The organism is Brevundimonas viscosa, from assembly GCF_900116065.1.
In the GTDB taxonomy this organism is placed as follows: domain Bacteria; phylum Pseudomonadota; class Alphaproteobacteria; order Caulobacterales; family Caulobacteraceae; genus Brevundimonas; species Brevundimonas viscosa.
Genome location: NZ_FOZV01000003.1, coordinates 123,263 through 145,667, shown reverse-complemented (window position 1 = coordinate 145,667; position 22,405 = coordinate 123,263). Strand labels below are relative to the sequence as shown.

Genomic DNA, 22,405 nt, shown 5'->3' with positions numbered 1-22,405 from the left:
GAGGGAGGAAGTTTAGCCTACATCCGCTCCGGCGTGTCGATGCCCAGAAGGTCGAGCGCGATGACCAGCTGGTCCAGCGTCGCCTTGGCCAGCGCCAGGCGCGAGCCGCGCAGGGCCGCATCCGGCGCCGCCAGCACGGGGCAGGCGGCGTAGAATTTCGAGAAGCTCTGCGCCAGCCGGTAGGCATGCTCCGCGACGACGTGCGGCATGCGCTTGTCGTAGGCCTCGGCGGCCGCCTGGGAGAAGGCGTCCAGCGTCAGGGCCAAATCGCGCTCGGCCGGCTCGCCGATGGCGATCGGACCCGGTTCCGCGCCCTGGTCCGCCGCCTTGCGCAGCAGCGATTTGATCCGCACCGCCTGGTACAGCAGGTAGGGGCCGGTCTTGCCCTCGAAGCTCATGAAGCGGTCGAGGTCGAAGATGTAGCTGGTGGTCCGGCTGTTCGACAGGTCGGCGAACTTCAGCGCCGCCACCGCCACCTTGTGGGCGATGTCCTCGAACTCGGCTTCCGGCAGGTCCTCGCCCAGCTTCGCCTCATGCAGGCGCTCGCGGGCCTTGTCCCTGGCCATGGAGATCAGGTCGTGCAGCTTCAGCACGCCCCCGGCCCGGGTCTTGAAGGGCTTGCCGTCCGGTCCGTTCATGGTCCCGAAGCCGAGGTGCTCCAGCGAGCCCTCGGCGGCGTAGCCGGCCAGATAGCTGGCGCGGAACACCTGCTCGAAATGTTCGGCCTGACGCTCGTCGACGACGTAGAGGATCAGGTCGGGGTCGAGGCTCTTCCGGCGATCGAGGATGGTCGCCAGGTCGGTGGTGCCGTACATGGCCGAGCCCTCCGACGAGATGACCAGCAGCGGCGGCGGGCTGGGCGCCTCGATCACCGAGCCGTCGGCCAGCTTCTTCTTGCGGGTCTCGCCGGGGCGGGCGACGTGCACCACCCGGGCGCCGGCGTCCTCGACCAGCAGACCGCGGGTCTCCAGATGGACGATCATCTCGGACATCAGCGGGTCGGCGTCGGATTCCCCGTTCCACAGGTCGAAGGTCACGCCCAGCGCCCCGAACTCGCGCTCCAGCGCGGTGCGGCTGACGGCGACGAAATGCTTCCACAGGGCGCGGTAGCCGGGGCGTCCGGCCTGCAGCTCGGCCGTCGCCTTGCGGGCGCGGTCCCTGAAGTCGGCGTCTTCCTTGGCCCGGGCGGCGGCGGCAGGGTAGAGCCGCTCGAGATCCTCGAGCGTCACCGGGCTTTGAGCCGGGAAGGGGCCGTCGCCTTCGGCCATGAAGGCGTCGGCCCGGCCCTCGTCGCCGACGGCGACGATCAGCAGCCCCATCTGGAAGCCCCAGTCGCCGAAGTGGGCGTCGCCCCAGACCGTGTCGCCGCGGAAGCGGAACACCCGCTTCAGGCTCTCGCCGATGATCGAGGAGCGCAGGTGGCCGACGTGCATCGGCTTGGCCACGTTCGGCCCGGCGTAGTCGATGACCACCTTGCGCGGGGCCTCGACTCCGGCCGCTCCGGCGTGGGCGGCGTCGCCCGCCACCTCGGCGGCGCGGGCGGCAAGGGCCGCGTCGGCGACCTTCAGGTTGATGAAGCCGGGCCCGGCGACCTCGACCGAGGCGAGGCGCGCGTCGCCCTCGAGGCGGGCCGCGACCTTCGCCGCCAGCTCGCGCGGGTTCTGCTTCAGGGCCTTGGCGGCGGCCAGGGCGCCGTTCGACTGGAAGTCGGCAAGGTCGGGGCGATCGGACGGGGTGACGCGGGCCAGCTTCGGGTCCACGCCTTCGGCGGCGAAGGCGGCCGCGACCGCTTCGCCCAGTTCCGTTCTGAGGTCGGTCATCAGTCGGCCTGCACGCCCGCGTTGACGCGGAAGCGGCTGCCGGAGCGGTTGAACTCGGCCATTTCAGGGGTGACCTCGAAGCCGACGAGGATCTCGAAATTGTCGCCGCTGATGGTGTCGTTGGCGCGCGGAATGACGATGGTCTGGTCCTGGGTGACGCTGGTCGTGCGCTCGTCGCCCTCGAAGGTCACCGGCAGGTCGAAGTAGACCTTGTCCAGCACCGCCCGGTTCCGCTCGGTGACGGCGATCCAGTAGCGGTAGGTGCGGCCGTTCCCCTCGGCGAGCGGCCCGCGGCCCAAGTTGAACAGCACCCGGGTCTGGACGGTGATCGGATCGTCGCCCTGGTACATGCAGTCGGAGGCGAGGCCCTCGATCTCGCCGGTGTAGCCGACATTGACGGCCGTCACGCGGTCGCCGCCCAGCTCCACGTAGCGCGCGGCGTCGTAGAGGATCTTCACATAGGGACAGGGACCGGCGGCGGCGCGACGACGCAGGGGGGCGATGCGCGGAGCGCGCGCGCGCCGCTCGGGCTCCTGGCCGCTGGCGGTCTGACCCGGGCCCGGCTGGCGCTGCTGTCCGACCACCTGGGCCTCCGCGACCGACGGCGCCGCCACGGTCGACAGGGTGGCGGCGGCCAGGGCCGAGGCGAGGGAAACCATCAGGACGCGACGCATCGAATGCTCTTCCAGGCAAGAGGAGGCGGCGACAGCCCGACGCCGCCGGCACGCTCGCCGCTGATAGCGGCTAAACCGAGGCGCGGCAAACCCGCGCGCGCCGATTGGGCGGTGGCGGCGGGCGGAGCGAACGACTAGGTTCCGGCCATGACGCTTCACCAGTCGATCCGACCGGCCGAAAAGCCGCCGCTGACCGTGCGCCTGGCCACGCCGCGCGGCTTCTGCGCGGGCGTGGACCGCGCCATCCAGATCGTCGAGCGGGCGCTCGAGAAGTACGGCGCGCCGGTCTATGTGCGCCATGAGATCGTGCACAACCGGCATGTGGTCGAGCGTCTGAAGGCCATGGGCGCGGTCTTCGTGAAGGAGCTGGACGACTGCCCGGACGACCGGCCGGTGGTGTTCTCCGCTCACGGCGTGCCGAAGTCGGTGCCGGCGACCGCGAGGGCGCGCGAGATGCTCTACATCGACGCCACATGCCCGCTGGTGTCGAAGGTGCACGTCGAGGCCGAGCGTCACCACGCCGCCGGACGTCATGTCATCCTCATCGGCCACGCCGGCCACCCGGAGGTGGTGGGCACCATGGGCCAGCTGCCGGCCGGCGCGATCAGCCTGGTGGAGACCGTCGAGGATGCCGAGGCGTTCCAGCGACCGGGCGACGCGCCGCTGGCCTACGCCACCCAGACCACCCTGTCGGTCGACGACACCGCCGACATCCTTGCGACCCTGAAGCGCCGCTTCCCTGAACTGCCGGACCCGCACAAGGAAGACATCTGCTACGCCACCACCAACCGGCAGGAGGCGGTCAAGGCGCTGGGCCAGGGCTGCGACCTGGTGCTGGTGGTGGGGTCGAAGAACTCATCCAACTCGGCGCGGCTGGTGGAGGTGGCGATCCGCGCCGGCGCCGGCGACGCCCGGCTGGTGGATGACGCGAGCCACGTCGACTGGAGCTGGTTCGACGGGGTGTCGACGCTGGGAATCACCGCCGGCGCCTCGGCGCCGGAACAGCTGATAGCGGAGTTGATCGAGGCGGTGCGGGCGCGCTTCGACGTGAGCCTGGTCGAGGATGACGGCGCCCGCGAGACGGTCACCTTCAAGCTGCCGCGGCTGCTGACCGCCTGATCCGGGGTTGCTCAAGCGGAGCCTTTGGCGTTCGCTGGCGTTAACCTTTCCACCGGATCGGGAGCCCGCCCATGCGTTCACTGACCGCCGCCTGCGCCCTCGTCTCCAGCTTCGCCTTCGCCGCCGCCTGCACCGAGGAGGCCGCCGCGCCGCCCGAACCGGTGACGCCCCAGCCGGTTTCGACGGCTCCGAGCGCGCCGCGGGTCAGCTACGCCTGCGAAAGCGGCCAGTCGGTTGTGGTCGCCTACCCGGACACCGCGACGGCCCGGCTGTCCTATCGCGGTCAGGATTACGTCCTGCGCACGGCCCAGTCGGCGTCGGGCGCACGCTTCGTCGGCTCGGGCGTGGAATGGTGGATCGCCAGCCGCGGCGACACCGAGAACGCCACCCTGAGCCGCCTGGGCCCCAACGAGGAGGTCGGCACGGCGGTGCTGGAGCGCTGCAGCCGACCGGCTTCCGGGCCGGTCTCTCCGGGACCGGCGCCGATCGAGGGCAGCGGGCTGGTCCCGGCCTCGGCGCCCCCCTGCCGGGGGCCGCAGCTGCGGCTGTCGAACGAGGGCGGCGACGCCGGCGCGGGGAATCGCGTGGCCAACATCGGTCTGCAGAACGTGGGGACGCAGCCGTGCAGCCTGACCGGCTATCCGACGGTGACGCTGCAGGACGCGCAGGGCCGCAATCTCACCGCCGTCCGCAGCGAGCAGGCGACGGGCAGCTATTTCACCCCGGGGCAGCCGCCCGCGCCGGTGGTCCTCGCCCCCCAGGCCCGGGCGGCCTTCGAACTGGCGTGGAGCGCGATCCCCGACGAGGCCCAGGGCGAGCGGACCTGCCCGAACGCGGCCCGCGTGCGTGTGCTCGCCCCGGGCGACACCTCGCCCGCATCCCTGACCATGAACCTCGCCCCCTGCGGCGGACGGGTGAAGGTCAGCCCGATCCGTCCGCTGGCCGGCGCGCCGCAGCCCGCCCCGGAGCCGACCGTCTAGGGGGCTTCAACCCGAAGCGGATTCGGCGTAGCGGAGCGCGCATGACAGCCAGCTTCCATGACCGCGTCGCCGCGGAACTCGGCGACATCGAGGCCCAGGGCCTGACCAAGCCCGAGCGGGTGATCGCCTCCCGCCAGGGCCCGGTGATCACCGTCGGCGGGCGCCAGGTGCTGAACTTCTGCGCCAACAACTATCTCGGCCTCGCCGGCGACGAGCGGGTCGTCCAAGCCGGGATCAGGGCGCAGGAGGGCTGGGGCGCCGGCACGGCCTCGGTGCGCTTCATCTGCGGCACCCTCGAGATCCACAAGCAGCTGGAGCAGGCCATCGCCGGCTACCTCGGCTTCGAGGACGCCATCCTGTTCGCCGCCGCCTTCGACGCCAACGGCGGCATCTTCGAGCCGCTGTTCGGGGCCGAGGACGCCATCGTCTCCGACAGCCTGAACCACGCCTCGATCATCGACGGGGTCCGGCTGTGCAAGGCGAAGCGCTACCGCTTCGCCAACTCGGACATGGCCGACCTCGAGGCCCAGCTGAAGCAGGCCCGCGCCGACGGCGCGCGCGACATCGTCATCGCCACCGACGGCGCCTTCTCGATGGACGGCTACATCGCGAAGCTGAAGGACATCCGGGCGCTGGCCGACAGGTACGACGCCCTGATCATGGTCGACGACTGCCACGCCACCGGCTTCCTCGGTCCGCAGGGCCGCGGCTCCTACGCCCACCACGGGGTGAAGGTCGACTTCGTCACCGGCACCTTCGGCAAGGCTCTGGGCGGCGCCATGGGCGGCTTCATCTGCGCCACGACGCCGGTCGTCCAGCTGCTCAAGCAGCGCGCCCGGCCCTACCTGTTCTCCAACGCCCTGAGCCCCGCCGTGTGCGGCTCGTCGCTTGAGGCCATCCGCATCGCCGGCGGCGAGGAGGGCGACAGGCTGCGCGAGCAGCTGTTCGCCAACGCCGCCCGCTTCCGCGCCGCCATGGCCGGGGCCGGCTTCAACCTGCTGCCCGGCGAGCACCCGATCATCCCGGTCATGCTGGGCGACGCCAAGCTGGCCCAGGACATGGCCGCGCGCATGCTGGAGCTCGGCGTCTACGTCATCGGCTTCAGCTTCCCGGTGGTGCCGCGCGGCCAGGCCCGCATCCGCACCCAGATGTCGGCGGCGCACACCTTCGACCAGATCGATCAGGCCGTCGCGGCGTTCACCCAGGCCGGCAAGGAACTCGGAGTTATTTGATGACCGACACCATGAAGGCCCTGGCCAAGACGAAGCCGGCCGAGGGGCTGGAGCTCATCGACGCCCCCATCCCGGTCGCCGGCGACGAGGACGTGCTGATCAAGGTGCACCGCACCGCCGTCTGCGGCACCGACATCCACATCTGGAACTGGGACGAGTGGAGCCAGAAGAACGTCCCGGTCCCGATGATCACCGGTCACGAATTCTCCGGCGAGATCGTCGCCATCGGCAAGGACGTCGACCGCCGCCTGAAGGTCGGCCAGCGCGTCTCGGCCGAGGGTCACGTCATCGACCTGAATTCCGAAGCCGCCCGCGCCGGTCACTTCCACCTCGACCCGGCCACCAAGGGCATCGGCGTCAACCGTCAGGGCGCCTTCGCCGAATTCGTCGTCGCTCCGGCCTTCAACGTCATCGAACTGCCCGATGACGTGCCCTACGAGATCGGCGCCATCCTCGACCCGTTCGGCAACGCCGTGCATACGGCGCAGCAGTTCGACCTGCTCGGCGAGGACGTGCTGGTCACCGGCGCGGGCCCGATCGGCATGATGGCCGCCGCCGTCGCCCGCCACGCCGGGGCCCGCACCGTGGTGCTGACCGACATCAACGACTTCCGCCTCGATCTGGCGCAGAAAGTCGCGCCGGGCGTGCGCACCGTGAACACCACCAAGGAAGACCTGCACGATGTCATCCACGAGCTGGGCATGAAGGTCGGGTTCGACGTGGCGCTGGAGATGTCGGGCTCGCCGATCGCCTTCAAACAGTGCGTCGACACCCTGATCATGGGCGGCGGCATGGCCATGCTGGGCATTCCGTCGAAGCCGATGGAGACCGACTGGGGCGCGATCATCCTCAAGGCCCTGACCATCAAGGGGGTCTATGGCCGCGAGATGTTCACCACCTGGCGCAAGATGCTGGGCCTGCTGAAGGCCGGGCTCGACCTGCAGCCGCTGATCACCCACCAGATGTCCTACGAGAACTACCGCGAGGGCTTCGAGGCGATGAAGTCGGGCAAGTCCGGCAAGGTGGTGCTGGACTGGGACAAGGCCGCGGCCTGAGACCCGGAGTCTGATCCATGGACGACGGCGGCCGGGTGCTGGCCTTCCTCGAGGGGGAAGGGGTCGACGGCCGCGGCCGCACCCTGTTCGAAGTGCTGGCCCTTGACGATGCGTCGCTGGAGCGCCACCACGACTTCATCCAGTGGCTGTTCCCGCTGGACGAGCCGTCGGCGGCCGTGCCGGACGCGCCGGTGCTGGATGCGGCGGCGGTGGAAGCTGTCCGCGCCTCGACCCTCGCCCAGTGCGCGCTGGCGGCGGCCACGGACCGGATGGACCGCTTCTATCGCCGCACCGACCAGTGGCTGCGGCCGAACGACCACAACCATCTGCGCATCACCCGGATCATCCGCTCGCTGCGGCTGCTGAGCGGCGACGCCGCCGCCGACGCCTTCCGCGACGCCATCCAGTGGCGGGTCGCGGCGACGCGGGCGCCGGTCAGCGCCCGCAGCCGCGGCTACTGGCTCACCGCCTGATCAGACCGTCGCCGGCTCCTTCTTCATCGTCGCCATGAAGACGATGACGACGAAGAGGAACATCGACGCGACCAGCATGATCTCCGAGGCGATCATCGCCGGCAGGAACAGCGGCTTCTGGAGCAGCATCAGGGCCAGTGACGGCATCAGGATCAGGAAGCCGAGCACCGACAGGCCGAAATGGGCCAGCGGCAGCCAGCCGCGACCGGCCGCCGGGAAGGCCCGGTAGAACAGGCCGAACAGCATCATCGAGGCGAAGCCCAGCAAGTTGATATGAGCGTGCACCGGCCTGAGGACGAAGTCCTGGTTGGCGCCCATCCAGACGCCGAGCGTCATGCCGACCAGCGCCGACAGGACGCCGAGGCGCAGGAAGTTGTTGGATACGGAAATCATGTGAACCCTCCGACGAAAGGCGGCTCGTAAACCGCCGTTCTCCCTTAGGGGCAAGTTACATCGAGGTCAGGCCGAAGGCCTAATCGCGGCGACCGCGGCGGCGCCACTGCTCCGGCCGGTCGAAGGACCCGGCCCAGGCCCCGGCGCGCCGCGCACGCGCGGCTTCCTCGGCGGCGACATAATCGGCGCTGTAGCGGCGGTAGGCGAGGGCCAGCCCGTCGTTCACCAGCCCCCTGCGACGTCCAGGCCGTCCCGCTCGCAGCGGCTGACCTTGCGCCCATAGCGGTCCGTGTCGCGCACCTCACAGACCAGACGGCGGCCCTCTGCGCGCGACTTCATGGCGGTGGTGGCGGCCGCCCCGCACGGCCAGCCGCCCGTGGGAAGGTCGCAGACCTGTCCCCGCTCGAAGGCGTCCACGCCGTGCAGACGGACCCGGACGCCGCCGACGTCGAGCGTGTCGCCGTCGATCACGCGCGCGACACCCTCCAGCCGGTCGGCTCCGGCGGGAGTCTCCGCCTCGGCCGCGGCGGTCCGCCCGCCGCCCTCCGGGTCGGAAGCCAGCATGGCCCCGGCGGCCGTGACGGCGAGCAGCAAGACGAGCAGCCACGCCGGCCCACGGCGGCGGCGGCGCGAAAACCGGAATGAACGATGCGACACCCGAATCTCCCTGCGGCCGGGCAGGGTGAGGGACCGCAGGTTTCCGGGAGGTTGCCGTCAGGCGACCAGGGTCTTCGCCAGCGCGCGCTCGAAGCTGACGGCCTCGGGACCGGGCAGGGCCTTGCCGATCCGGCCGGACTCGAACAGTTCGAACACCTTCGGATGGACGTAGGACGAGCGGCACACCGTCGGCGTGTTGCCGAGCAGGCCGGCCACCGCCTTCACGCAGACAGTGATCTTGCGCTTCGCGTCGGTCGGGGAGGTCGGCGTCCCCATCTCACGCAGGGCCCGGGCCGCTGAAACGGTACCTGCCCAGGTGCGGAAATCCTTGGCCGAGAAGCCCTCGCCCATGGCCTCGCGAATGTAGGCGTTCACATCGTCGGAGGTGATCGGGCACAGCGTCCCGTCGGCGTCGCGGTACTTGAACAGCTGCTGGCCGGGCAGGTCCTGCAGCGACCGCACCACGCGGGCCAGCCGCCGGTCACGCACCCGAACCTCGTGCTCGACGCCGCTCTTGCCCTTGAAGGCGAAGGTCAGGGCGGCGCCGCCGACCTCGAGATGACGCTTGTGCAGGGTGGTGAGGCCGTACGAGCGGTTCTGCTTCGCATACTGGGCGTTGCCGACCCGGATCAGGGTCAGCTCCAGCAGGCGGACGGCGGTGGCCAGCACCTTCTCGCGGCTCGGGCCGCGGCGAGCGAGATCCTGCTCCACCCGCCGGCGGAGCTTCGGCAGGGCGCGGGCGAACTCCGGCAGGCGGTCGAACTTGTTGGTGGCCGCGTGGGAGGTCCAGTCGGGATGGTAACGGTACTGCTTGCGACCCTTGGCGTCGCGGCCGATGGCCTGGATGTGACCGTTGGCGCGGGGGCAGATCCAGACGTCAGTCCACGCCGGCGGGATGACGAGGGCCTGGATGCGGGCGAGCGTCCGCTCATCCTCGACCGGCCGCCCGCGGGCGTCGTGATAGGCGAAGCCCGTTTTCGTCAAGGTGCGGCGGATGCCCGGCTGCTCGTCGTTGCAGTAGGACAGGCCGTCGGGAACGGCGGCGGGGTCGACGGCGCTCACACGCCGACCTCGCGCAGGGCCGCCCGGAGGCCGCCGACCCAGTCGCGGCCCTCGTCTCCGCCCCACAGCAGCCAGGCGATGTAGCCGGCCGAAGGCTTGTCCGGATCGCCCCAGAAGCGGCCGCGCCGGTCCACCGCGTGGCGGGCGAAGTAGCTGTACATCGACTTGATGTCGCGATCGCTGACCGGCTCGCGGTCGGACAGCTGGCGGGCGCGGCGCACGCCGACCTCGGTGCCGCCCCGGCCGTGGGTGTCGCGCAGGTCGAGGCCGCGCCGCGCCGCCTCGGCCACCGCCTTCGGCGGCGTGCGCCGGGCCTCGGAAAGGACGGGGTGATCGATCATCGAAGCTCCTCGGGCCCTGCGCAACGGCGGCCGGCGGAGCCGGTTCCTCTTGACGGTAACCGCCATGCGGCGGAGGCAGGGCCATGAACTACCGCCACAGCTTTCACGCCGGGAACTTCGCCGATCTGGTCAAGCACGCGCTTCTCCTCTGGCTGCTGGAACGGCGGCAGGCGGCGGGGCCGGTCACAGTCCTGGACACCCATGCGGGCGCTGGCATCTACGATCTGACCGGCGATGCGGTTCGCTCGCGCGAGGCCGAAGCCGGAATCGAACGGCTGATGGCCGCCGCCGAGCGGCCCCCGCGGATCGAGGCGCTGGCCCGCGAGGTCGCCTCCCTGAATCCGCACGGCGGCGTCCGGCTGTATCCGGGCTCGCCCGTGCTCGTCGCCCGCCGGCTCAGGGCCGAGGACCGCTACTTGGGCTTCGAGCTCAATCCGCCGGTGCTCGATCTGCTGGTCGAGGCGCTGGAGCCGTTTGCGCAGGCGGACGCCCGCGCCGGCGACGGCTACGACCAGGCGCGCGCGGCGGCGCGGCGGGCCCCGGCGCCGCTTGTCCTGATCGACCCGCCGTTCGAGCAGGCCGACGACTACATGCGCGCCGCCGATGTCGCTGCGGCCATTGTTCGCGCCGATCCGAAGGCGGTGGTCGCGGTGTGGACTCCCCTGAAGGATCTCGAGACTTTCGACGCCTTCCTGCGGCGACTGGCCGAGGCCGGCGCCAAGGGGGCCCTGGTCGCCGAGGCGCGGCTGCGTCCGCTGACCAATCCGATGAAGATGAACGGCTGCGCCATGGTGGTGCTGAACCCGCCGCCGGGAAGCGAGGCCGCGGCGCGGGAGATCTGCGGCTGGGTGGCGGGGACGCTGGGGGACGACGGCGCCCGGGCCGAGGTGTGGACGACCTAGGCGACCTCGACCGGTTCGTAGAGGTGGGGCTCGAAGGTCGCCGCGGCGAGCACCGGCTCCATGGCGGCGGCCACCTCGGGGTGGCGAGCCATGGCCTTCCAGTCCTCGCGCGAGCGCCAGACGCCGTAGACCGCCGCCACCCGCCCGTTCAGCCCGCGGTGCAGGGTGGCCGAGACGAAGCCGTCGCGCCCGCGCTGCGCCCGGACCACGGCCGCGAGATGATCCATCAGCGCCGCCTGCTTCTCCGGCTCGCAGCGGTAGACGTTGATCAGGACCACGGGCGTGTCGGACATGACCTTCGGATAGCCGATCCGCGCTTGCGAGTCTCGCCGGCGCGGCCATATCGGGCGGGTCGAGGAGGCTGAATGACCCGTATCGCGATCCTGGAGACCGGCGCCCCGCCCGCCGCGCTGGCGCCGACGTACGGCGACTATCCCGCCATGTTCCGGGTCCTGCTCGGCGACCGGTTCGAGACCGAAACCTTCGACGTCCAGGCCGGGGCGCTGCCCGATCCGGACCGGTTCGACGGCGCGATCATCACCGGCTCCGCCGCCGGCGTCTACGAGGACCATCCGTGGATTTCGCCGCTGCTGGAGTGGATCCGGACGGCGAAGGGCCGGCTGCGGCTGGTCGGGATCTGCTTCGGACACCAGGCGATGGCGCAGGCCCTCGGCGGGCGAGTCGAGAAATCCGGCCGCGGCTGGGGCGTCGGCCTGCACCGATACGAGGTCCGGGTCGCCGAGCCATGGATGCAGCCGGCGGCGACCCGGATCGCCATCCCGGTCTCGCACCAGGACCAGGTGACCGCTCCGCCCCCCGGCGCCCGGGCTCTCCTCTCCAGCGCCTTCACACCCTACGCCGGGCTGGCGTGGGACGGGGACGCGGTGAGTTTCCAGTGCCATCCGGAGTTCAGCCCGGCGTACGCGGGCGCCCTGGTGGAGGGACGGGCGGAGCGAATCCCTCCGGACGTGGCGGCCGAGGCGCTGGCCAGCCTGCGCGAGCCGGACGACCGCGGCGTGCTGACCCAATGGATCCGCGGGTTCCTGGAGAGGCCGGAAGGCGCCGGCTGATCGCGCGGCCCCGGCAAGGCGGCCGCGCCCGCAACGGCCACGCTAAGTCTTGTTCAATACCTCCGTGCGAGGAAGAGGCTCCGGGTCGGGAGTCCCATGCCGATAGTGCGTGTCTTGCTGATGGTCCTGGCGCTGCTCGCCGCCCTCCTGGGTGGGGCGGGAGCCATGGCGCAGCCGCGCGAGACGGAGGGCGCATCCGACGCCCTGGACCTCGCCCGCTTCGTGGAGCGCCGCGCCGGCTCGACCTCGTTCGCCGCGCTGGACGCCTTCGGCGAGTCCGCCATGGCGCGCGAGGATCGCGAGGGACTGAACCGCCTGTACCACGTCACCTGGACCGTCCTGAACCAGGGCGATTTCGGGAGCGCCGCGCTGTGGAATCGCCGACTGGCGGAGGCGGCCCGTCGCCAGCGCGACGACCGTTACGTCGACATCGCGCATCTGAACGAACTCACCATCCGCTACGACCAGGGCGACACGACCGTGGCGGCGGAGATGTCGCGGCTGGCGAGGCAAGGCCGGGACTGGTTCGTGCGGGCGCACGCCGCCCGTCTCACCGCGCTTTGGCTGATGGACCAGGCGCGCACCGGCGAAGCCCTTGATCTGCTCGCCTCGGCCGAAGCCGACATCCCGGAAGACGACCCCTTCGCCGCCACGGCGCACGCGGGCGTGTGGGAAGTCGCCGGCATGGGTCTGAAGGACCTCAACGACGGGGTCGGCGCGACCGCGGCGTTCCGCAGGTTCGAGATCGACTACTCAAACCCGGACTATCCGCGCCCCGACTTCGACAGCCTCTACAACCTGACCATGATGGCGGTGCAGGTCGGCGACCTGCAGCACGCGGCGCAGTTCTACGCCGCCCACCACCGCCTGGCCCAGCGGGCCGGGCTGGAATCCCTCTCGGTCTACGACGCCAGCCTCTGCGCCACCGTGGCGCACGCCCGCGGCCGATCGCAGGAGGTTCTGGCCTGTCTGCGCCCGTACGGCGAGGACCTGGGCGCCGCCGCCTTCCTGGCGCTGGACGCGCTGCCGATCCGCGGCATGGCCCGCGCCCGAACCGGCGACGTGGCCGGGGCGCGGCGCGACCTCGACACGCTCCGGCGTCTGGAGGCAGGCGCCGACGTCGGCTTCGACTCCCCGGAACTGGAGGCCGAGATCCTGTTCGCCGAAGGGCGAGCCGAGGAAGCCTTCCGCGTGCTGCGCGCGCATTCGGAAGGCAGCAAGGTGCTGGCCGCTCGCCAGTTCAGCGCCGGCATCCACCAGGTGACCGGCGTCATGCAACAGCAACTGGCCGAACGGCGGAGTCAGCTCGAGACCGCGCGCGCCAACACCGGCCTGCAGCAGGCGATCATCGCCATCGCCATCGTCTTTCTGCTCTGCGCCGCGGCCACCCTGGCGTGGCAGGCGCGGCAGGCGCGGCGGCTGAAGGCGGCCCAACACCGCGCGGAGGAGGCGAGCCGGACCAAGAGCGAGTTCCTCGCCAACATGAGCCACGAGATTCGCACCCCCCTGAACGGGGTGGTGTCGATGGCCGACGCCCTCGCCCGACGCGAACTGGAGCCGCAGGAGCACGAGATGGTCGAGTTGATCCGCTCGTCCAGCGCCACGCTCGAACGGTTGCTGTCCGACATTCTCGACAGCGCCAAGATCGAGGCCGGGCAGGTGACGCTCGAGCGCGCCCCCTTCGATCTGGAGCAGGCCGTGCGCGATGTCGCCGCCCTCTGGCGCGCCCGGGCCGAGGAGGTCGGCGTGGCGCTGGAGGTCGACTTCGACCCGGCGCTGGTCGGACGGGTCGAGGGCGATCCGGTCCGCGTGCGGCAGGTGCTCACCAATCTGGTCAGCAATTCGCTGAAATTCACGGCCGAAGGCTCGGTCCGGCTCACCGTCGCATCGGCGGACGGGGACCGGGTCGCCTTCCGGGTGAGCGATACCGGGGTCGGCTTCGACGCCGCCCAGAAGGCGCGCATCTTCGGGCGCTTCCAGCAGGCCGACGGATCGATCACCCGGCGATATGGCGGCACCGGCCTCGGCCTGGCCATCTCCAGCACCCTGGTCGAGCTGATGGGCGGCGAACTCGATTGCGACAGCGCCCCGGGCGAAGGCGCGGCGTTCTGGTTCGACATCCCGCTTCCCCGCGCCGAGCCGGCCGCGGCGGCAGCCCGGATCGAGCCGGAGGTGGATGTCGAGGACCGGCCGCTGCGCATCCTGTTGGCCGATGATCACCCCGCCAACCGGAAGGTCGTCGAGATCATGCTGTCGGCCACGCCGATGGAGATGGTCGCGGTCGAGGACGGCCGTCAGGCGGTCGAGGCGTTCAGCGAAGGCGGCTTCGACCTGGTCCTGATGGACATGCAGATGCCGGTGATGGACGGTCTCACCGCCACCGCCGCCATCCGGGCCATGGAGAAGGAGCGGGGCCTGTCCCGTACGCCGGTGCTGATGCTGACCGCAAACGCGATGGCCGAGCATGTGGAGGCCGGCCGCGCCGCGGGCGCCGACGGCCACCTGGCCAAGCCCATCACCATGGACACCCTGTTCGCCGCCATCGAGGCGGTGATGATGGAAGCCGAACTGGAAGCCGCCTGACCGGCCCTCAGGGCCACTTCACCATCGGCGGCATCGAGCTGAGGATCGAATCCACATTGCCGCCGGTCTTCAGCCCGAAGGTGGTGCCGCGGTCGTAGAGCAGGTTGAACTCGACGTAGCGCCCGCGCCGGACCAGCTGCTCCTCGCGCGCCGCCGCCGTCCACGGTTCGAGCATGCGTCGGGCGACGATGCGCGAATAGACATCGAGGAAGGCCTCGCCGACGTCGCGGGTGAAGGCGAAGTCCCGGGTCCAGTCGCCGCTGTCGTGATGGTCGTAGAAGATGCCGCCGGTGCCGCGCGGCTCGTTGCGGTGGGGCAGGAAGAAATACTCGTCGCACCACGCCTTGAAGCGGGCGTGCCAGTCCGGGTGGTGGGCGTCGCAGGCGGCCTTCATGGCGGCGTGGAACTCGACCGTGTCCTGGGCGTCCTCGCGTCGGTCGACGTCGAGCACCGGCGTCAGGTCGGCGCCGCCGCCGAACCAGCTCTTCGTCGTGGCGATGAAGCGGGTGTTCATGTGCACCGCCGGCACGCGGGGGCTGACCGGATGGCAGATCAGGCTGATCCCGGTGGCGAAGAAGCGCGGGTCCTCGGCCGCGCCCGGGACGTTCTTCGCATAGTCCTCGGGGAAGGTCCCGAAGACCGTGGAGACGTGGACCCCCACCTTCTCGAACAGGCGACCGTGCATCATGCCCATGACCCCTCCGCCGCCGGCCTCGCGCGTCCACGGCGTGCGCACGAAGCGGCCGGGCTCGCCGGGGAAGAGTTCCGCCGGGGCCTGATCCTCCAGCGCCTCGAAGCCGGCGTGGATGCGGTCGCGCAGGGTCTCGAACCAGGCGCGAGCTTCGGCCTTCTTTTCGGCGAGGGGATCGGCGGCGTCGGTCATGGGCGTGGTCCTAGCCCTTCTCCCCTTGCGGGAGAAGGTGGCCGACCCCGGCGAAAGCCGGGGGCGGTCGGATGAGGGGGCGCACCGCCGTCGCCGGACAGACCTGCGCGACCCCTCGCCCGACCGCACGAGAACGAGGGCTGGCGCCCTCGTGTGCGGTCTCCCTCTCCCGGAGAGGGAGAGGGGCGCGTCGCCTTGACCCTTCATCGCGGTCTGCCACTGTCCGGCTTCGCCATCTTCCGGAGGTCCCACGATGATCCGCGCCGCCCTGCTGTCTACTGTCGCCTGCGCCCTGCTGGTCGGCGCCGCCGCCGCCCAGGATGCGGGCGAGGCCAGGGTCCGGCGCATTCTGGAGCGGACGCCGCTGATCGACGGTCACAACGACCTGCCCTGGGCGCTGCGGCAGGGCCACGGCAGCGATCCCCACGCCGTCGATCTGACGACCAATCTCCACGCCTCGACCGACCTGCACACCGACATCCCGCGCCTGCGCGCCGGCGGCGTCGGGGGGCAGTTCTGGTCGGTCTATGTCCCGGCCAGCCTCGAACCGGTCGAGGCCGCCAAGGCCACCTTCGAGCAGATCGACGTGGTCCGCCGCATGGTCGCCGCCCATCCCGAGGCGTTCGAACTGGCGACCACCGCCGACGACATCGCGCGCATCCATCGGCGCGGCCGCATCGCCAGCCTGATGGGCATCGAGGGCGGCTACTCGATCGACGATTCGCTGGGCCTGCTGCGCGAGTTCCACCAGGCGGGCGTGCGCTACATGACCCTGACCCATTCCACGACCACCACCTGGGCCGACAGCGCCACCGACGCGCCGAAGTGGGGCGGCCTCTCGCCGTTCGGGGAGCAGGTGGTCAAGGAGATGAACCGGCTGGGCATGATGGTCGACCTCAGCCACGTGTCCGAGGAGACCATGCTGGACGCCATGCGCGTGTCCGAGGCGCCGGTGATCTTCTCCCACTCCTCGGCCCGGGCGGTCACGGGTCATCCGCGCAACGTCCCCGACAGCGTGCTGCGGATGATGGCCGAGGACGGCGGCGTGGTGATGGTCACCTTCGTGCCGGGCTTCGTGAACGAGCTGGTGCGGGCCTGGGGCGCCGCCCGCTCGGCCGAGCAGGCCCGGCTGCAGTCGCTGAATCCGGGCGACCCCGCGGCGGTGAGCGCCGGCCTGCAGGCCTGGACGGCGGCGAACCCGGCGCCGAGGGCCTCGATCGACGACGTGGCGGCCCACATCCAGCACGTCCGCGACGTGGCGGGCGTCGACCATGTCGGCCTCGGCGGCGACTTCGACGGCGTCGGCAGCCTGCCGGACGGGCTGGAGGGCGTCGACGCCTACCCCCGCCTGCTCGCCGCGCTGATGCGCAACGGCTGGAGCGAGGCCGACATCCGCAAGCTGGCCGGCGAGAACGTGCTGAGGGTCATGCGCGCCGTGGAGGCGACGGCGGCGTCGAAGGCGGCGGAGCGGCCGATCCTGGCGCGGCTCCATGCCGAGGCCGCGCCGGAGTAGTCCGCCGCGACGTAGCGCCACGTTGCGCCCGCTTCCGGGCGGGCCCAGAGCCCCGGCATGACGCGGGGGTGGCGACAATCAGCGGGATTCGCGGCGGCCTTGCCGGCCCTGCTGCTGATGCTCGTGCTCCGCGGCCTGGTCGCTCCGGGCTACATGCCGGGGTTCGACGCGGGCGGGTTCCGGATCGTGGTCTGCGAGGATCAGGCGCCGCCCGCGCCCGCCATGGCCCATTCGCCGGCGGCCCACGACGATCACGGCGGAGAAGACGAGTCGACCCGGCGGGAGGCGCTTTGCGCCTTCGCCGGCGTGGGGCCCGAACTCGCCCCTGAGGCGCCGCCGCCGACGCCGCGCTGGCCCTTCGCGGTCACCCCGCCGGATCCCGTCCGGCCGGCGCGACTGGTGCGGATCGACGGTCCCTCCGAGGGACCGCCGCCGCCCGCCCGGGCTCCCCCTCTGGCTGTCTGATCTCTTCTCCGCCGAGGGGCAGGCTCGTCTGACGACGGCCGCCCGGTTTCGCCGGCTGTCCGGCGTCCAGATCGAGTATTCCCATGACACTGACCCGAGGGGCCCTGGCCCTGTTTCTCGGTGCGCCCCTGCTCGCCGCCTCTCCTGCACACGCGCAGGATCCGTCCTTGCTGGACGAAATCGTCGTCACCGGCGTTCGCCGTGACCCCGTCGTCGACAATGTCCGGCCCGAGGGCGGCGTGGCCGTGACGGCCGACAGCTCCGGCCTGATCGCCCGCCTGCCCGGCGGCGCCCGCGTCGACAATGGCGGCCTGTCCGGACAGGTGCAGTACCGCGGCCTGTTCGGCGACCGCGTTCTGGTGCGGATCAACGGCCAGAGGTTCCACACCGGCGGACCCAACGCCATGGATCCGCCGCTCCACTACGCGCCCATGCCGCTGGTCGCGCGCATGCAGGTCGACCGGGGCGTCAGTCCGGTGCGCAACGGACCGGCCCTCGCCGGCGGCGTGAACGCCGAGCTGAAGCAGGTCGATTTCGGTCCTGGACCGGAATTGACTCCTGCCGGCGACCTCGCGGCGAACTGGCGCTCCGTCGACGACGCCCACGCCGTCGGCGGCGTGATCGGCGTGGCGAACGAGCGCTTCCGGCTGAACCTGATCGGATCAAGGGAAGAGGGGGGCGACACGCGTTTTCCGGGCGGGGTGATCCGTGACAGCGCCTTCGAGCGCGACACCTACGGCCTGTCGGCCGGCGTTCGCAGCGGCGCCGGCGATCTGTCGCTGGACCTGCGCGGGCAGGAGACCGGTCCGACCGGAACGCCGCCGTTCAGCATGGACATCCGCTACTTCGACACCGACTTCGCGCGGTTGGCCTACACCGGTCCGGCCAGCGCGCCGGTGCAGGTGGAGGCGTCGCTGGGCCACAGCCGCGTCGAACACGCGATGGACAATTTCAGCCTCCGCCCCGGCCCCGCCATGGCGGCCATGCGCCGGCTCTCGCTGGCGGATGCGGAGAGCCTGTCGGGCGACCTGCGGCTGGCGTTCGAGGCGCCGGCCGGACGCCTGAACGTCGGCCTCGACTTCGAGCGCGCCGACAAGTCGGTGAGCATCACCCATCCCGACAATCCCGCCTTCCTGGCCACCTCCCTGCCCGGGATCGAGACCGGGCGCCTCGGCGGCCATGTCGAGTGGCGGGGATCCCTGTCGGGAGTGGAGGCCGAGGTCGGCGTGCGGGTCGACGCCCATCGCGCCCGGGCCGGGGTCGCCCGCACCGGCCCGGCCCTGCCGGTCGGCCCGACCCGGCTCGCGACGGCGTTCAATGCGAGCGACCGCTCGTGGAGCGGCGGCGCCTACGATGTCGCCGCGCGCTTCTGGCGGAACCTCGGCGCGTTCACGCCGCGCGTGACGCTGGCCCGGAAGACGCGAGTTCCCAACCCGGTCGAGCGCTTCTCCTGGCTCCCGACCGAGGCCAGCGGCGGCCTCGCCGACGGCAACATCTACGTCGGCGAGGCGGAGCTGCGTCCCGAGATCGCGTGGATCGCCGAGGCCGGCTTCGACTGGCGCCGCGGCGGGACCTGGGCGCGGCCGACGATCTACTATCGACGCGTCGACGACTACATCCAGGGCGTCGCCTACGACGCCACGCCGGGGGTCGCCGACTCGCTCGTGGAGATGGTCTCGGCGGCGAACGGCGATCCCACGCCGCTGCGCTGGGCCAACGTCGACGCCGAGCTGTACGGCTTCGACGTCGATTTCGGCGCCGCGCTGACCGACCGTCTGCGGGTCGAGGGAACGGCCAGCCACGTGCGCGGCCGGCGACGGGACATCGAGGACGACCTGTACCGGATCGCGCCGCCGAACCTGCGTCTGGCGGCGATCTGGGAGGAGGCGGACTGGTCGCTGGGCCTCGAGGCCACGGGGGCCCTGCGCCAGCGCGACGTCTCCGTGACCAACGGCGAGGCGTCGACCGGCGGCTACGCCGTCTTCTCCCTTCGGGGAGAACGGCGACTCGGGGCCGGCGTCTCGGTGGAAGCGGGGATCGAGAACCTGCTCGATCGCGAATACCGTCCGCATCTGGCCGGCCGCAACCGCGTGACGGGGTCGGACGTCGCCGTCGGCGAGCGACTGCCCGGCGCCGGCCGGGGCGTGTTCGTCACCCTGCGCAGCGCCTGGTGACGGCGGGCGGGCCCGGCGGCGCGCCGCCGTCGGGCCCGCCTCCGTCGGGTCCCACGGCCCGACCGAACGATCCAGCCCTCAGCGGGGCCGGCGCGCCGCCTTGCGTCCAAGGATGAAGGCCGCCCCCGCGAGCAGGAACGGCCCGCCCAGCAGCAGGTTGGTCGCCACGGGATTGCTGAGCAGGACCAGGCGACAGGCCGGCGGCGATGAACAGCGCCCCGCCGAGGGCCGGCCATCTCCACGCGACGGCCAGTATGCCGGCGAGCACGAAGCTTGGCGCCAGATGGACCAGAACTCCCCCCAGCCGCCAGGCCAGCGACCCCTCCATGCCGAAGACGTCGAGGGCGAACAGCGAGATGAAGCCGATGCCAAGCATCGCGAGGCCCCGGCCGGCGAAGAGCAGAATCCGCTGCATGCCGCACTTTTGCCGCGGGGCGCCGGCGGACGCCCTGAGGCGGATCAACCGCCCCGAAGCCCTTCCCACAGGGCGATCCCGGCGCTGACCGACAGGTTGAGCGAGCGCGCGCCCGGCTGGAGCGGGATGACGACGCGGGCGTCGGCCGCCGCGTGGACGTGATCCGGCGCGCCGGTCGGCTCGCTCCCGAACAGCAGCACATCGTCCTCGCGGAAGGCGAAGGCCTGCAGCGGCGTCGCCCCCCGGGTGGTGAACAGCACCAGCCGGCCCGGGCCGCGGTCGCGCTGGAAGGCGTCCCAGTCGGCGTGGCGGACGAGGTGCGACAACGGGCCGTAGTCGAGGGCGGCGCGCTTCATGGCGCGGTCGTCGAACCGGAACCCGGTGGGCTCGATGACGTGCAACTCCACGCCGAAACAGGCCGACAGGCGGATGCATGCCCCCACGTTCTGCGGAATGGCTGGTTGAAAAAGGGCGAGACGCATTCTAAGGCCCTCATACGCGCGGCCCGGGGGCTTGTCGCGGCTCGAAATGCGACTGTTTCTCAGGCAGCAGCGCAACTCGCGGCTTACGGCCGCGAGGCCGGGCCGGGCGGGAGTTTCGGGTCCGCAGGACCAGTCATGCCGCGATTTCGCCGCGCCCGTCAGGGCGCGGCTGCGGCGTATGAGGAGCAGCACGTGGCCGAATCGGTCGTGACCGAAGGCGAGGGCGGCGACGCCACCCGCCGCGACTTCATCCACATCGCGGCCGGGGCGGCCGCCGTGGGCGCAGGGGCGATGGCGGTGTGGCCGCTGATCAACCAGATGAACCCCGCCGCCGACACCCTGGCGCTGGCGTCGATCGAGTTCGACCTGACCAAGGTCCAGGAGGGCCAGCAGGTCGTCATCAAATGGCAGGGCAAGCCGGTATTCGTGCGCTACCGCACCCCGGCCGAAATCCAGCGTCTTGCGGCCGAGCCTCAAGCCGGCAGCCCGCCGGAGAGCGATGCCGCCCGAACCAAGGAAGGTCATCAGCAGTACCTCGTGGTGCTCGGCAACTGCACCCATCTGGGCTGCGTCCCGACCTTCGGCACCGGCGAATTCGGCGGCTGGTTCTGCCCCTGCCACGGCTCGCACTACGACGCGTCCGGCCGCATCCGTAAGGGTCCCGCGCCGCTCAACCTGGTGGTGCCCGACTACGAATACGTGTCCGACACCCGGATCAAGATCGGCTGAGGACGGACGAGAGACCCATGAGCGATCACGAATCCACCTACGTCCCCAAGACCGGCGTCGAGAAGTGGCTCGACAGCCGTCTGCCGATCGTCCGCTTCGGCGCCGACTACATGTCGCTGCCGACCCCGAAGAACCTCAACTACTGGTGGACCTTCGGCGGCATCCTGGCCCTCTGCCTGGCGGTCCAGATCGCCACCGGCATCGTTCTGGCCATGCACTATGTGCCGAACGTCGAGCTGGCCTTCGCCTCGGTCGAGCGCATCATGCGCGACGTCAACGGCGGCGACCTGATCCGCTACACCCACGCCAACGGCGCCTCGATGTTCTTCATCGCGGTCTACCTGCACATGCTGCGCGGGCTGTACTACGGCTCCTACAAGGCGCCGCGCGAGATGATCTGGATCGTCGGCTGCGTGATCTTCTTCCTGATGATCGCCACCGCCTTCCTCGGCTACGTGCTGCCGTGGGGCCAGATGTCCTACTGGGGCGCCGAGGTGATCACCAACCTGATCGGGGCCATCCCGGTGGTCGGCGAGCCGGTGCTGATCTGGCTGCGCGGCGGCCCGGCCATCGACAACGCCACCCTCAACCGCTTCTTCTCGCTCCACTACCTGCTGCCGTTCGTCATCGCCGGCTGCGTGGTGCTGCACCTGTGGGCCCTGCACCACGCCGGCCAGAACAACCCGGTCGGCATCCTGATCCCCAAGGATCGCCAGAAGAAGGACACCGTGCCCTTCCACCCGTACTTCACGGTGAAGGACGGCTTCGCGATCATCCTGTTCCTGATCCTGTTCGCGACCTTCGTCTTCTTCATGCCGAACGCGCTGGGCCACGCCGACAACTACATCCCGGCCAACCCGCTGGTGACGCCGGCGCACATCGTGCCCGAGTGGTACATGCTGCCCTTCTACGCGATCCTGCGCGCCATCCCCGACAAGTTCGGCGGCGTGGTGGCGATGTTCGCGGCCATCGGCGTGCTGTTCGTCCTGCCCTGGCTGGACACCTCGAAGGTGCGGTCGATGCGCTACCGCCCGGCGATGCGCACCTTCTTCGTGATCTTCGTGCTGGTCGGCCTCGGCCTCGGCTGGTGCGGCGCCCAGCTGCCGGACGCCCCGGTCGTTCCGGGCATGCCCAGCTTCCAGCTCTTCGACGGCCAGCTGAACAGCTACCTGTGGCTGACGCGCCTGTTCACCGCCTACTACTTCGCCTTCTTCCTGATCATCATGCCGATCGTCGGCCTGAAGGAAACGCCGTTGCCGATCCCGGCGACCATCTCCGAACCGGTCCTGCCCGGCGGCGGCGACGCCATGACGGCGGCGGCTCCGGCTTCGACCGAGAAGAAGGGCTGATGGCGACCATGTTCCCCGAGACTTCGATGCGCTC

24 protein-coding genes are annotated in these 22,405 nt (G+C 71.0%); 13 read left to right on the top strand and 11 right to left on the bottom strand.

Going from position 1 to position 22,405, the window contains the following annotated elements; translation table 11 throughout:
- Nucleotides 1-17: 17 nt before the first annotated feature.
- Complete coding sequence (gene argS, locus BM333_RS07095) at nucleotides 18-1,820, bottom strand: arginine--tRNA ligase (protein ID WP_092309000.1); 1,803 nt, start codon at nucleotides 1,818-1,820, stop codon at nucleotides 18-20.
- Complete coding sequence (locus tag BM333_RS07090; RefSeq protein WP_092308996.1) at nucleotides 1,820-2,494, bottom strand: Tat pathway signal sequence domain protein; 675 nt, start codon at nucleotides 2,492-2,494, stop codon at nucleotides 1,820-1,822. The genes argS and BM333_RS07090 overlap by 1 nt, the downstream gene beginning before the upstream one ends.
- 147 nt (nucleotides 2,495-2,641) lie before the next feature.
- Between BM333_RS07090 and ispH the strand changes: the two genes are divergently transcribed.
- The 5 genes from ispH to BM333_RS07065 all read left to right on the top strand — a co-directional run bounded on the left by ispH (nucleotide 2,642) and on the right by BM333_RS07065 (nucleotide 7,353).
- Nucleotides 2,642-3,613: a 4-hydroxy-3-methylbut-2-enyl diphosphate reductase gene (gene ispH / locus BM333_RS07085; protein ID WP_092308993.1), complete on the top strand. Its 972-nt coding sequence runs from the start codon at nucleotides 2,642-2,644 to the stop codon at nucleotides 3,611-3,613.
- A gap of 71 nt (nucleotides 3,614-3,684) precedes the next feature.
- Nucleotides 3,685-4,593: a DUF4232 domain-containing protein gene (locus BM333_RS07080; RefSeq protein WP_092308991.1), complete on the top strand. Its 909-nt coding sequence runs from the start codon at nucleotides 3,685-3,687 to the stop codon at nucleotides 4,591-4,593.
- 41 nt (nucleotides 4,594-4,634) lie between these two features.
- A complete protein-coding gene (locus BM333_RS07075) occupies nucleotides 4,635-5,825 on the top strand; it encodes a glycine C-acetyltransferase (RefSeq protein WP_092308988.1) in 1,191 nt (396 codons plus the stop codon).
- Nucleotides 5,825-6,880, top strand: a complete 1,056-nt coding sequence (gene tdh, locus BM333_RS07070) for an L-threonine 3-dehydrogenase (protein WP_092308985.1) — start codon at nucleotides 5,825-5,827, stop codon at nucleotides 6,878-6,880. The genes BM333_RS07075 and tdh overlap by 1 nt, the downstream gene beginning before the upstream one ends.
- A gap of 17 nt (nucleotides 6,881-6,897) precedes the next feature.
- A complete protein-coding gene (locus tag BM333_RS07065) occupies nucleotides 6,898-7,353 on the top strand; it encodes an opioid growth factor receptor-related protein (RefSeq protein ID WP_092308982.1) in 456 nt (151 codons plus the stop codon).
- Here BM333_RS07065 and BM333_RS07060 read toward each other — a convergent pair whose 3' ends face one another.
- From BM333_RS07060 to BM333_RS16110, 5 genes are all read right to left on the bottom strand, one after another.
- On the bottom strand, nucleotides 7,354-7,746 hold the full coding sequence (locus BM333_RS07060) for a hypothetical protein (RefSeq protein ID WP_092308979.1): 393 nt from the start codon (nucleotides 7,744-7,746) through the stop codon (nucleotides 7,354-7,356).
- Between the two features lie 79 nt (nucleotides 7,747-7,825).
- Nucleotides 7,826-7,972: a hypothetical protein gene (locus BM333_RS15910; protein WP_177221822.1), complete on the bottom strand. Its 147-nt coding sequence runs from the start codon at nucleotides 7,970-7,972 to the stop codon at nucleotides 7,826-7,828.
- A complete protein-coding gene (locus tag BM333_RS07055) occupies nucleotides 7,969-8,403 on the bottom strand; it encodes a thermonuclease family protein (protein WP_092308976.1) in 435 nt (144 codons plus the stop codon). The genes BM333_RS15910 and BM333_RS07055 overlap by 4 nt, the downstream gene beginning before the upstream one ends.
- A 57-nt stretch (nucleotides 8,404-8,460) precedes the next feature.
- Nucleotides 8,461-9,465, bottom strand: a complete 1,005-nt coding sequence (locus BM333_RS07050; RefSeq protein WP_245777182.1) for a DNA topoisomerase IB — start codon at nucleotides 9,463-9,465, stop codon at nucleotides 8,461-8,463.
- Nucleotides 9,462-9,806: a hypothetical protein gene (locus BM333_RS16110; protein WP_092308973.1), complete on the bottom strand. Its 345-nt coding sequence runs from the start codon at nucleotides 9,804-9,806 to the stop codon at nucleotides 9,462-9,464. The genes BM333_RS07050 and BM333_RS16110 overlap by 4 nt, the downstream gene beginning before the upstream one ends.
- Before the next feature lie 83 nt (nucleotides 9,807-9,889).
- Here BM333_RS16110 and rlmJ point away from each other — a divergent pair, with 83 nt between their 5' ends.
- Nucleotides 9,890-10,708 carry a 23S rRNA (adenine(2030)-N(6))-methyltransferase RlmJ gene (rlmJ, locus tag BM333_RS07040; protein ID WP_092308970.1) on the top strand — a complete coding sequence of 273 codons (819 nt, stop codon included), beginning with the start codon at nucleotides 9,890-9,892 and terminating at the stop codon, nucleotides 10,706-10,708.
- On the opposite strand, the gene BM333_RS07035 is transcribed toward rlmJ, so the two are convergent.
- A complete protein-coding gene (locus tag BM333_RS07035) occupies nucleotides 10,705-11,001 on the bottom strand; it encodes an antibiotic biosynthesis monooxygenase family protein (RefSeq protein WP_092308967.1) in 297 nt (98 codons plus the stop codon). The two genes, rlmJ and BM333_RS07035, sit on opposite strands and share 4 nt — an antisense overlap.
- Nucleotides 11,002-11,073: 72 nt before the next feature.
- Here BM333_RS07035 and BM333_RS07030 point away from each other — a divergent pair, with 72 nt between their 5' ends.
- A complete protein-coding gene (locus tag BM333_RS07030) occupies nucleotides 11,074-11,778 on the top strand; it encodes a type 1 glutamine amidotransferase (RefSeq protein WP_092308964.1) in 705 nt (234 codons plus the stop codon).
- Nucleotides 11,779-11,874: 96 nt separating this feature from the next.
- Nucleotides 11,875-14,361 (top strand): ATP-binding protein, encoded by a 2,487-nt coding sequence (locus tag BM333_RS07025; protein ID WP_092308961.1) that lies wholly within the window; start codon nucleotides 11,875-11,877, stop codon nucleotides 14,359-14,361.
- A gap of 7 nt (nucleotides 14,362-14,368) precedes the next feature.
- On the opposite strand, the gene hemF is transcribed toward BM333_RS07025, so the two are convergent.
- Entirely contained in the window at nucleotides 14,369-15,244 is an 876-nt protein-coding gene (gene hemF / locus BM333_RS07020; RefSeq protein WP_092308958.1) for an oxygen-dependent coproporphyrinogen oxidase, read from the bottom strand.
- 253 nt (nucleotides 15,245-15,497) lie between these two features.
- Here hemF and BM333_RS07015 point away from each other — a divergent pair, with 253 nt between their 5' ends.
- The 3 genes from BM333_RS07015 to BM333_RS07005 all read left to right on the top strand — a co-directional run bounded on the left by BM333_RS07015 (nucleotide 15,498) and on the right by BM333_RS07005 (nucleotide 19,396).
- Nucleotides 15,498-16,757 (top strand): dipeptidase, encoded by a 1,260-nt coding sequence (locus BM333_RS07015; protein ID WP_092308955.1) that lies wholly within the window; start codon nucleotides 15,498-15,500, stop codon nucleotides 16,755-16,757.
- A gap of 99 nt (nucleotides 16,758-16,856) precedes the next feature.
- Nucleotides 16,857-17,222 (top strand): hypothetical protein, encoded by a 366-nt coding sequence (locus tag BM333_RS07010; RefSeq protein WP_092308952.1) that lies wholly within the window; start codon nucleotides 16,857-16,859, stop codon nucleotides 17,220-17,222.
- Nucleotides 17,223-17,305: 83 nt separating this feature from the next.
- Nucleotides 17,306-19,396, top strand: a complete 2,091-nt coding sequence (locus tag BM333_RS07005) for a TonB-dependent receptor (RefSeq protein ID WP_092308949.1) — start codon at nucleotides 17,306-17,308, stop codon at nucleotides 19,394-19,396.
- Here the strand turns inward: BM333_RS07005 and BM333_RS07000 are convergent.
- Entirely contained in the window at nucleotides 19,374-19,811 is a 438-nt protein-coding gene (locus tag BM333_RS07000; protein WP_092308945.1) for a DUF7670 domain-containing protein, read from the bottom strand. The genes BM333_RS07005 and BM333_RS07000 overlap by 23 nt on opposite strands.
- A 44-nt stretch (nucleotides 19,812-19,855) precedes the next feature.
- Nucleotides 19,856-20,293: a tRNA (cytidine(34)-2'-O)-methyltransferase gene (locus tag BM333_RS06995; RefSeq protein WP_092308942.1), complete on the bottom strand. Its 438-nt coding sequence runs from the start codon at nucleotides 20,291-20,293 to the stop codon at nucleotides 19,856-19,858.
- A 192-nt stretch (nucleotides 20,294-20,485) separates the two neighbouring features.
- On the opposite strand from BM333_RS06995, the gene petA reads away from it, so the two are divergent.
- Nucleotides 20,486-21,022 carry a ubiquinol-cytochrome c reductase iron-sulfur subunit gene (gene petA / locus BM333_RS06990; protein ID WP_245777181.1) on the top strand — a complete coding sequence of 179 codons (537 nt, stop codon included), beginning with the start codon at nucleotides 20,486-20,488 and terminating at the stop codon, nucleotides 21,020-21,022.
- 17 nt (nucleotides 21,023-21,039) lie between these two features.
- Nucleotides 21,040-22,371, top strand: a complete 1,332-nt coding sequence (locus BM333_RS06985) for a cytochrome b (RefSeq protein WP_092308936.1) — start codon at nucleotides 21,040-21,042, stop codon at nucleotides 22,369-22,371.
- Nucleotides 22,372-22,405 lie beyond the last annotated feature (34 nt).